Source organism: Facklamia sp. P12937, assembly GCF_050409505.1.
Classification (GTDB): Bacteria; Bacillota; Bacilli; order Lactobacillales; family Aerococcaceae; genus Facklamia.
In genome coordinates this window covers 1-1,554 of record NZ_JBNUPI010000043.1, presented here as the reverse complement: position 1 = coordinate 1,554, position 1,554 = coordinate 1, and the positions used below count along the sequence as shown (strand labels likewise).

Below are 1,554 nucleotides of genomic sequence, written 5' to 3'. Positions count from 1 at the left end.
ATTGTTTGCGTTTCTGAGTAACTGTCCCGCGTTTCACTTTTGTATGAATGGTCTGAGGTGAACGTCCGAGTAACCGAGTGATTGCTCGGTTTGAGCCATGTGGAGTCTGCTATTCTATGTCTGTGTTGTTACTACATAGATTAGCAGACTCACTGGCTCTTTTTCTAATTTATATGGCTAAGTTCATTTTACAATTCACCAAAACTTAATATTAGAAGAGTCACCTCATCTTTAAGAAGGGGTAATTGAATTTTAAACTAACTCTTGCATTACAAGGTAGCTAGCTGTATAATAATCTTAAAATACTATGTAATACAAGATAGTGAATTCGTTCTGTAAAAGGAGGGGTAATTTGTCTTCTACACAAATGTTAAAAGGAGTCATTGATGGATGCATTCTGATGATTATAAAAAATAAAGAAGTATATGGTTATGAACTGGCAGAAAAATTATCCCGTTATGGTTTTCATTCGATGAGTGAGGGTACGATCTATCCTTTATTAATGCGAATGAAAAGAGAGGGTTTAGTATCATCGACACTAAAAAAATCCACAGCAGGTCCCAAAAGGAAATATTATTCCCTGACTGAAAAAGGCGCAGATGAATTGGATCATTTTATTAAGCGCTGGGAAAACCTTCAAAGTAGCGTTAACAAGGTTTTAAATAGAGAGTCGTACACGGATAGTGATAAAGGAGATGGAACAAATGGAAAATAATACTCAACTATCGAAACAAAGTAAAGAGTTTTTAGAAAATCTAACCGTATACTTAGTTTCTAAAGGTAAGGAAACGAATGAGATTGAGGAGATAGTTAGTGAGTTAGAAGATCATCTCATACAAGCTGAAGGCCAAGGGAAGCCGATTGAGCATATTATTGGTTCGTCGCCTAAAGATTATATGAGGTCAATAGCCAATGAAATGTTAGTTGATCACCGTTCTGCTATTAAGAATATTATTGGCATTATGGTTGCATCCTATTCTTTCATTATCTTACCTAATTTGATGAGAGGCGAATTCTCTTTTTCGATTCTAGAGATTATGGGTCATTTAGTTATTGCTGGAGCATTTATTGTTGCAGTGCTTGCTGCTTTTAGAAATATTATTCCAGCTAGATTATCAGACAAAATGAAGTATTTAGTATTTGCTATTATTTCACTTGTAACTATAGCTGCCTATGTTGCTTTATATTATGTAGATAGTATGACTCAAACACCAGTTATAACATTAGACTCCACCGTCAGCCTTCTCATTGGGTCTATCATGGTTTTGAACTTAATTTTATTATCAATTTGGTCCAAAACAGCGGTTTTACTCGTAACACTTTTGTTAATTACACTACCAGAATATCTTTTAAACCTATCGCCTCTTCCCTACGAGTTAAAGCAAATTTTAACTTTGATTATTATGATAGGAGGATTTGCACTGTATGCTTGGTTTGTTTTAAAAAGATAAATTATCATAACAAGTGTAACACTCAATAAACGCAGAGTTCATTAGCTATATTAATAGGTAAATAACCAAACAAAACAGATTAAAAGGAGCCATTAACTATGAG

2 protein-coding genes and 1 pseudogene are annotated in these 1,554 nt (G+C 34.1%); 2 read left to right on the top strand and 1 reads right to left on the bottom strand.

The window, feature by feature from the left end; all coding sequences use genetic code 11:
- A pseudogene (locus ACQV2R_RS08595) lies at nucleotides 1–94 on the bottom strand (helix-turn-helix domain-containing protein); the annotation flags it as partial.
- Between the two features lie 258 nt (nucleotides 95–352).
- Here ACQV2R_RS08595 and ACQV2R_RS08590 point away from each other — a divergent pair.
- Together ACQV2R_RS08590 and ACQV2R_RS08585 are read left to right on the top strand one after the other, a co-directional pair.
- Nucleotides 353–715 (top strand): PadR family transcriptional regulator, encoded by a 363-nt coding sequence (locus ACQV2R_RS08590; RefSeq protein WP_428874021.1) that lies wholly within the window; start codon nucleotides 353–355, stop codon nucleotides 713–715.
- Nucleotides 705–1,451, top strand: a complete 747-nt coding sequence (locus tag ACQV2R_RS08585) for an HAAS domain-containing protein (RefSeq protein WP_428875146.1) — start codon at nucleotides 705–707, stop codon at nucleotides 1,449–1,451. The genes ACQV2R_RS08590 and ACQV2R_RS08585 overlap by 11 nt, the downstream gene beginning before the upstream one ends.
- Nucleotides 1,452–1,554 lie beyond the last annotated feature (103 nt).

Coding starts and splice junctions, on each gene's coding strand:
- ACQV2R_RS08585 (WP_428875146.1), top strand. CDS start 705: ATGGAAAATAATACTCAACTATCGAAACAAAGTAAAGAGTTTTTAGAA.